Annotated in this window: 7 protein-coding genes; 1 reads left to right on the forward strand and 6 read right to left on the reverse strand. The window is 65.1% G+C overall.

Annotated features, from left to right (window positions below; translation table 11 throughout):
• Nucleotides 1–210 precede the first annotated feature (210 nt).
• The 5 genes from H3O04_RS32345 to uvrB form a co-directional block, all read right to left on the reverse strand.
• The gene (locus tag H3O04_RS32345; RefSeq protein ID WP_202589236.1) at nt 211–1608 is read right to left on the reverse strand and encodes a 4Fe-4S binding protein; all 1398 of its coding nucleotides are present in this window, start codon (nt 1606–1608) and stop codon (nt 211–213) included.
• Nucleotides 1605–2447, reverse strand: a complete 843-nt coding sequence (locus H3O04_RS32350; RefSeq protein ID WP_011549394.1) for an FTR1 family iron permease — start codon at nt 2445–2447, stop codon at nt 1605–1607. Before H3O04_RS32350 ends, H3O04_RS32345 begins: the two co-directional genes overlap by 4 nt.
• 58 nt (nt 2448–2505) lie before the next feature.
• Nucleotides 2506–2838 (reverse strand): cupredoxin domain-containing protein, encoded by a 333-nt coding sequence (locus H3O04_RS32355; protein WP_006478303.1) that lies wholly within the window; start codon nt 2836–2838, stop codon nt 2506–2508.
• 55 nt (nt 2839–2893) lie between these two features.
• A complete protein-coding gene (locus H3O04_RS32360) occupies nt 2894–3445 on the reverse strand; it encodes an iron transporter (RefSeq protein WP_006483880.1) in 552 nt (183 codons plus the stop codon).
• 226 nt (nt 3446–3671) lie between these two features.
• Entirely contained in the window at nt 3672–5762 is a 2091-nt protein-coding gene (uvrB, locus tag H3O04_RS32365; RefSeq protein WP_041489526.1) for an excinuclease ABC subunit UvrB, read from the reverse strand.
• 258 nt (nt 5763–6020) lie between these two features.
• Between uvrB and H3O04_RS32370 the strand changes: the two genes are divergently transcribed.
• Nucleotides 6021–7220, forward strand: coding sequence for an amino acid aminotransferase (locus tag H3O04_RS32370; protein WP_006478300.1), 1200 nt, complete (start codon nt 6021–6023; stop codon nt 7218–7220).
• Between the two features lie 124 nt (nt 7221–7344).
• Here the strand turns inward: H3O04_RS32370 and H3O04_RS32375 are convergent.
• Nucleotides 7345–7604: SDR family oxidoreductase (locus tag H3O04_RS32375; RefSeq protein WP_155625475.1), on the reverse strand; the 260-nt coding region annotated here is incomplete at its 5' end.

A 7604-nucleotide genomic window follows, 5' to 3' on the forward strand; every position in this document is an offset into this window, starting at 1 on the left:
GCCCGGCGCGGCTCCCATCATGGGGCTGGATCACTCCATCCACGACCCCGGATAGATTCGAGCAAGTCCACTTTAGGTCAACACTGCCTCGCTTGCAAAAATCGGGCTGACCATAGATTTTGTTTGGGCAGCCAATGCGCGAAGCGTGCCACCCGTGTGTAGGTCGGCTATCAATGCACGACGGCTAAAGGAAGCGGCATGCGAGCCGCTTCAGAACCCCCAGAACATCAACCACCATGCGCTGTCGACGACCGCCAGCCCGACGGCGAACCATGCGAATGCCGCGAGCCGGCGCGGCCACGCCGCATAGCGCCCCGTCACCTTCCACGCGAGCCACGCACTCCATATGTTGGCGCCGACCAGAATCGCGATGCGCACATCGGTTGCCCAGCCGAGCGGCACATGCTCGGCGCGCAGCAACGACAGCGTCGTGGCCGACAATCCGAGGAACACGCCCGCCCCCGCGATCGGGATCAACGCCTGGGCGAGGTGATGCAGGCGCACGCGATCGAAGCGGCCGAGCATCAGCGTCGCGCCGGCCAGCAACACCAGCAGCGCCGTGCCGTACACGAGCCCCGTGCCGACGATGTAGCTGACGACCAGCCCGCCATCGAGCCAGGAGAATACGTCGTTGCGGTCCGGGTAGTGCGTGAGCAGAAACCACGGTGCATTGGTCTCGAGCGGCCACGTGATGTCGTGGTCGATCAACCAGCCCGCGAGCCATTGCTTGATCTGCACGAACCACGGGCTGACGGTCCAGTGGAACGCGCCGATCGCCACGCCGAGCAGGCCGTACAGGATCAGTGCGGTGTCCCACGGGTTGGCCCGCTCTGCACCGAGGTTCACGACTTCGTCGGACGGCGAGCGCAGCGACAGCGAAATCGCGTCGCGGTGCCCGCTGCAGCGGCCGCACATATGGCAGTCCGCCGCGCCCTTCATGTTGCGCAACGGCACGAGCGGCGCGCAGTTGATCGGAATCACGCGATGGCCGTGCTCGCCGTTCTTGTACGAACGGCGCCACGCATCCTCGTCGACCTTGTAGCGCATCGGCGCGAGCCGCGCGAGCAGCCCGAACACGCCGTTGACCGGACACAGGTACTTGCACCACACGCGTTTCTCGCGGCCGTACAGCACGCCGATCACGATCGCGCCGACGGTCGAGCCGCCGAGCACGAACAGCACCGCGAGCGGGTACTGGTACACGCTGACCATCTGCCCGTAGATCGTCGTGATGCCGAACGCGACGAACGGCCAGCCGCCCCACCGGATCCAGCGCGGAATCGGGCCGCCACGGCCGAACTTGCTCGCATATTCCGTGAGCGCGCCCTCCGGGCACAGCACGCCGCACCACACGCGGCCGAGCATCACCATCGACAGCAGCACGAACGGCCACCAGATGCCCCAGAACGCGAATTGCGCGATGAGCGTGAGGTTGTTCCACAGATGCGCGGAATCGTCCGGCAGCGGCAACACGGCCGGCACGATGATCAGGAACGCGTAGACGGCGACGACGATCCACTGGATACCGCGGATCAGCGCACCGTGGCGCTGCATCCACTGGCCCGCCTGCGCGAGCCAGCCCGGCTTGACGGCGGCGACAACGCTCATGCCGCGCGACCCGCTGCAACGGCCGGACGGCGGCTCGCGCGCTTCATCAACAACCAGACGACCGCCCAGTACACCGCATAGGCCACCAGGTTGGTCAGCGCCGGGTGTGCGCGATAGCCGGTCAGCGTCGCGACGAGCGAACCGAACGTGCCCGAATCATCGAGGATCGCGGACGTATCCCACAGCTGCGAGATGCCGAGCGGCAGGATTTCCTTGTCGATCAGCTTGTCGACGCCGGTCTGGAACAGGCCCGCGCCGAGGAACAGCAGCATCACTTCGGTGACGCGGAAGAAATGCCGCCACGAGAAGTACTTGCCGCCGAGCTGCAGCAGATAGAACGTGAGAAACGCGAGGCCGAGGCCGATCACGACCGCGAGCATCTGGCTGCCGTCGACGTGGCCCGACTGGCCGAAACCGAGGCCGTACAGGAAGATCACCGTCTCGCTGCCTTCGCGCGCGATCGCGAGCGCGACCAGCACGGCGACGCCCCACCAGTTCGAATCGCGCGTGCTTTGCTGCAGCGACTGCTCCATGTCGCGCTTGAGCGTGCGGCCGTGCCGGCGCATCCACAGCACCATCTGCACGATCAGCACGCAGGCGATCAGCACCATCGCCGTCTGGAAATAGTCCTGCGCGTCGCCGGACAGCACTTCGGTGAACCCGACCAGCGCGGCGCCGAGGCCGACGGCCATCAGCAGGCCGACGCCGACACCGGCCCAGAGGAAAGGCAGGCCGCGGCGCGCGTCGTCGTCGCCGTTTTTCAGCCATGCATAGAGAATGCCGACGACGAGCAGCGCTTCGACGCTCTCCCGCCAGACGATGAACAAGATCTGACCCATCGATACCTCCTGACGCGCGGCGCAAGGGACTGGTGCGCCCGCACGCAGATAAAACGCGTTACTTCGCGACGATCACGCCCTGTGCCTGCTGGTGGAAATCGTCGAAAAACTTGTATTCGCCCGGCGACAGCGGGGCGACGACCACGAACGAATCGGCGCCCGGCGCGAGCACCTTCTCCTTGCGCAACTGCACGCTCTCGAATTCGGCAGCGCCCTTGCCGGTGTTCCGGATCTCGATCTTGAAACGCTGGCCGGCCGGCACTTCGATGCGGGCAGGATTCAGCTTGCCATCCGTCATCTCGAGCTTGAACGTCGGCAGATCGGCTGCATGCGCCGCGCCGGCAAGCCACAGCGCAGCGGCCGCGGCAACGATTTTCTGGGGAATTTTCATTCTGGGTTCTCTACGCCGACGGCGCGCCGAAGCGCGCCGTTCGTGATGCCACCGATCAGTAACCGCCCTTCTTGCCGATACCGGCGAACGGGAAGTCGTACTCGAGCGTGATGGGCTTGAACCACGGGCCCACGCCCGTTTCCTTGTCGACGTGGCGACCGAACGCCATGTGACCCGACTGCATCGGCGGCTTGACGACCATCGTCAGGTGATACTTGCCCGGGCCGGCGAGCTTCACGTTGTCGCCGTAGTGCGGGCCGTCGCTCGCGACCATGCCCATCAGGTCGCCTTCGGCCTTCCACTTCGTGTCGCCCTGCTTCGTCAGCTTGTACGTGACCTGCAGGTACGGCATCCAGTCGCCTTCCGCGAAACCGGTCGGGTTGTTCTTGACCGCGTGGATGTCGGCCTCGAGGTGAATGTCGGAATCCGACGCCTTGCGCATCATGCCTTCCGGGTCCATCGTGATCGGCTGCAGATACACCGCGCCGATTTCCATGCCGCCCTGGATCTGCTGCTTGCCGATCGGATACTCGGCAGCCGAGGCCGACATCGCGGCAAGCGCCGCCGCTACCGCAACCGTCGTGCGGATGAACGAAGAACCCAACATGGACACTCCTTGTTATTTGTCTGACTATCTTGACGACATGCGAGCCGCCGCCGGGGCCGCCCGCTGGAAACACTAACGCGACGAAGAACGTTAATGCGAACTATTCTCAATACATGTGGAGTTTAGCACCGAACCTGTTTCGGAACAAACGGAGAGCGCCGTCAACCCCTGATCCGACAAGGCTTACAGGCGCTTTACCAAAAGATTCGGTGACGCTTGGAAAGAGTTACCGGCCGCCGCTGATGTGGTCGCCGACGTTCGCGCCGAACACGCGTTCGCGCAGCACGGCAAGCTGGTCGCGGGTTGCGGCGGCCTTCTCGAATTCGAGGTTCTTCGCGTAGTCGGCCATTTGCTTCTCGAGACGCTTGATTTCCTTCGCGAGCTGCTTTTCCGACATGTCCTCGAATTTCGCGCGCTGTTGCGCCTCCTTCAGCTCCGCACGCACGTCGTCGGCGTTGTAGACACCGTCGATGATGTCCTTGATGCGCTTCACGACGCCGCGCGGCGTGATGCCCATCTTTTCGTTGTAGGCGATCTGCTTCGCGCGGCGCCGCTCGGTTTCGCCGATCGCGCGCTTCATCGACTCGGTCATGTTGTCCGCGTAGAGGATCGCCTTGCCGTTCACGTTCCGCGCGGCGCGGCCGATCGTCTGGATCAGCGAGCGCTCGGCGCGCAGGAAGCCTTCCTTGTCCGCGTCGAGGATCGCGACGAGCGACACTTCGGGAATGTCGAGGCCCTCGCGCAGCAGGTTGATCCCGACCAGCACGTCGAACGTGCCGAGCCGCAGGTCGCGGATGATCTCGACGCGCTCGACCGTATCGATGTCGCTGTGCAGGTAACGCACCTTGACGCCATGATCGGCCAGGAACTCGGTCAGCTGTTCGGCCATGCGCTTCGTCAGCACGGTGATCAGCACGCGCTCGCCGGCCTTCACGCGCGCGTTGATCTCGGTCAGCACGTCGTCGACCTGCGAGCTCGCCGGGCGCACTTCGATTTCCGGATCGACGAGGCCGGTCGGTCGCACGACCTGCTCGGCGATCTGCCCCGTCACGCGCTTCTCGTAGTCGGCCGGCGTGGCCGACACGAACACGACCTGGCGCATCTTGCGCTCGAACTCGGGGAACTTCAGCGGCCGGTTGTCGAGCGCCGACGGCAGGCGGAACCCGTAATTGACGAGGTTTTCCTTGCGCGCGCGGTCACCGTTGTACATGCCGTTCAGCTGGCCGATCAGCACGTGCGATTCGTCGAGCAGCATCAGCGCGTCGGGCGGCAGGTAGTCGACGAGCGTCGGCGGCGGATCGCCGGGCGCCGCGCCCGAGAAATGCCGCGAATAGTTCTCGATGCCCTTGCAGAAGCCGAGCTCCTGCAGCATTTCGAGATCGAAGCGCGTGCGCTGCTCGAGGCGCTGCGCCTCGACGAGCTTGCCGTCGCGATGGAAGAACTCGAGCCGTTCGCGCAGTTCGTCCTTGATCGTCTCGACCGCGCGCATCACGGTATCGCGCGGCGTCACGTAGTGCGACGACGGGTACACGGTGAAACGCGGAATCTTCTGCCGCACGCGCCCGGTCAGCGGGTCGAACAGCTGCAGCGTCTCGACTTCGTCGTCGAACAGCTCGACGCGCACGGCCATTTCCGCGTGTTCGGCCGGGAAGATGTCGATCGTGTCGCCGCGCACGCGGAACGTGCCGCGCTGGAAGTCCTGCTCGTTGCGCGTGTATTGCATCGCGATCAATCGCGCGATCACGTCGCGCTGGCCGAGCTTGTCGCCGGCGCGCAGCGTCAGGATCATCTGGTGGTATTCGGACGGATTGCCGATACCGTAGATCGCCGACACCGTCGCGACGATCACCACGTCGCGACGCTCCATCAGGCTCTTCGTCGCCGACAGCCGCATCTGCTCGATGTGCTCGTTGATCGACGAATCCTTCTCGATGAACAGGTCGCGCTGCGGCACGTAGGCCTCAGGCTGGTAGTAGTCGTAGTACGACACGAAATACTCGACCGCGTTGCGCGGGAAGAACTCGCGAAACTCCGCGTAAAGCTGGGCCGCGAGCGTCTTGTTCGGCGCGAACACGATCGCCGGGCGGCCGAGCCGCGCGATCGTGTTGGCCATCGTGAAGGTCTTGCCCGAACCGGTTACGCCGAGCAGCGTCTGGAAGGCAAGGCCGTCGCCGACGCCTTCGACGAGCGTATCGATCGCGGTCGGCTGGTCGCCCGCGGGCGGATAGGGCTGGTAAAGCTGGAACGGCGACCCTTCGAAAGTGACGAATTTGGATTCGTCGAGCGCGTCGCCGACTTCGGCATGATGTTCGGACATGGAATGCGGCCGGAGCAAGGGCAAAGAAAGCATTCTAGCGCTTCACGGCCGCGCGAACTGCTGTCGGCTCCTGACGCGGAACGGCCGCCCCGAATCGCGATTCGCCGCCCGAATCGCGACGGAATCACCGCCCCTGCCACCACGAATTCGCTACAATGTCAGGCTGCTGCGCTTCCCGGCGTCGCGCCGTGGGCGCGGTCCATGCGCCCGCCCCGCCGGCTGAAAGCCTGACCCTCTTTTCACTACTGCCGAATCATCATGTCGCTCTTCTCCGCTGTCCAGCTTGCTCCCCGCGACCCGATCCTGGGCCTGAACGAAGCCTTCAACGCCGATGCGCGTCCGACCAAGGTCAACCTCGGCGTCGGTGTGTACACGAACGAAGACGGCAAGATTCCGCTGCTGCGCGCGGTGCGCGACGCGGAGAAGGCACGTGTCGAGGCCGGCCTGCCGCGCGGCTACCTGCCGATCGACGGGATCGCCGCCTACGATGCGGCCGTGCAGAAGCTGCTGCTCGGCAACGACTCGCCGCTGATCGCGGCGGGCCGCGTGGTCACGGCCCAGGCACTGGGCGGCACGGGCGCGCTGAAGATCGGCGCCGATTTCCTGCGCACCCTGAATCCGAACGTGAAGGTCGCGATCAGCGATCCCAGCTGGGAAAACCACCGCGCGCTGTTCGAAGCGGCCGGCTTCGAAGTCGTCGCGTACCCGTATTACGATGCGGCCACGAACGGCGTGAACTTCGAAGGCATGCTGTCGGCGCTGAACGGCTACGCGGCCGGCACGGTCGTCGTGCTGCACGCGTGCTGCCACAACCCGACCGGCGTGGATCTCACCGAAGCGCAATGGCAACAGGTCGTCGACGTCGTGAAGGCGCGCAACCTCGTGCCGTTCCTCGACATGGCCTACCAGGGCTTCGGCGAGAACATCGAAGCCGATGCCGCCGCCGTGCGCCTGTTTGCCGCAGCCGACCTGAACGCGTTCGTGTCGTCGTCGTTCTCGAAGTCGTTCTCGCTGTACGGCGAGCGTGTCGGCGCGCTGTCGATCATCACGTCGAGCAAGGAAGAAGCCACGCGCGTGCTGTCGCAACTGAAGCGCGTGATCCGCACGAACTACTCGAACCCGCCGACCCACGGCGGCGCGGTGGTCGCAGCCGTGCTCGCATCGCCGGAACTGCACGCTTCGTGGGTGCAGGAACTCGGCGAAATGCGCGATCGCATCCGCGCGATGCGCAATGGTCTCGTCGAGCGCCTGAAGGCAAGCGGCGTCGATCGCGATTTCAGCTTCATCAACGCGCAGCGCGGGATGTTCTCGTATTCGGGCCTGACCTCGGCACAAGTCGATCGCCTGCGCGACGAGTTCGGCATCTATGCGGTCGGCACCGGCCGAATCTGCGTCGCCGCGCTGAACACGCGCAACCTCGACGCGGTCGCCAATGCGGTCGCAGCGGTCCTGAAGTAAAGCCGTGCCGGGGCGGCAACCGTCACCGCCCTGCCCTGCCGACATGAAAAACGCGCTCCATGGAGCGCGTTTTTTTGTGCCGTCCAATCCAGCGCGGCGGGCGGCGACACCGCCCGCACCCGCGTTACTGCATGAACCAGCCGTGGCTGACGACCACCGACTGGCCCGTGAGCGCGGCGCTCGGGAACGCCGACAGGAACAGCACCGTCTGCGCGACGTCCTGCACCGTCGTGAACACGCCGTCGACCGTGTTGCCCAGCATCACCTTCTTGATCACTTCCTCTTCGCTGATGCCGAGCTCCTTCGCCTGCTCCGGAATCTGCTTGTCGACCAGCGGCGTGCGCACGAAGCCCGGACACACGACGTGCGAGCGCACGTTGTGCT

Source organism: Burkholderia sp. KCJ3K979 (genome assembly GCF_016759955.1).
Classification (GTDB): Bacteria; Pseudomonadota; Gammaproteobacteria; order Burkholderiales; family Burkholderiaceae; genus Burkholderia; species Burkholderia orbicola.

Coding starts and splice junctions, on each gene's coding strand:
- H3O04_RS32345 (WP_202589236.1), bottom strand. CDS start 1,608: ATGAGCGTTGTCGCCGCCGTCAAGCCGGGCTGGCTCGCGCAGGCGGGC.
- H3O04_RS32350 (WP_011549394.1), bottom strand. CDS start 2,447: ATGGGTCAGATCTTGTTCATCGTCTGGCGGGAGAGCGTCGAAGCGCTG.
- H3O04_RS32355 (WP_006478303.1), bottom strand. CDS start 2,838: ATGAAAATTCCCCAGAAAATCGTTGCCGCGGCCGCTGCGCTGTGGCTT.
- H3O04_RS32360 (WP_006483880.1), bottom strand. CDS start 3,445: ATGTTGGGTTCTTCGTTCATCCGCACGACGGTTGCGGTAGCGGCGGCG.
- uvrB (WP_041489526.1), bottom strand. CDS start 5,762: ATGTCCGAACATCATGCCGAAGTCGGCGACGCGCTCGACGAATCCAAA.
- H3O04_RS32370 (WP_006478300.1), top strand. CDS start 6,021: ATGTCGCTCTTCTCCGCTGTCCAGCTTGCTCCCCGCGACCCGATCCTG.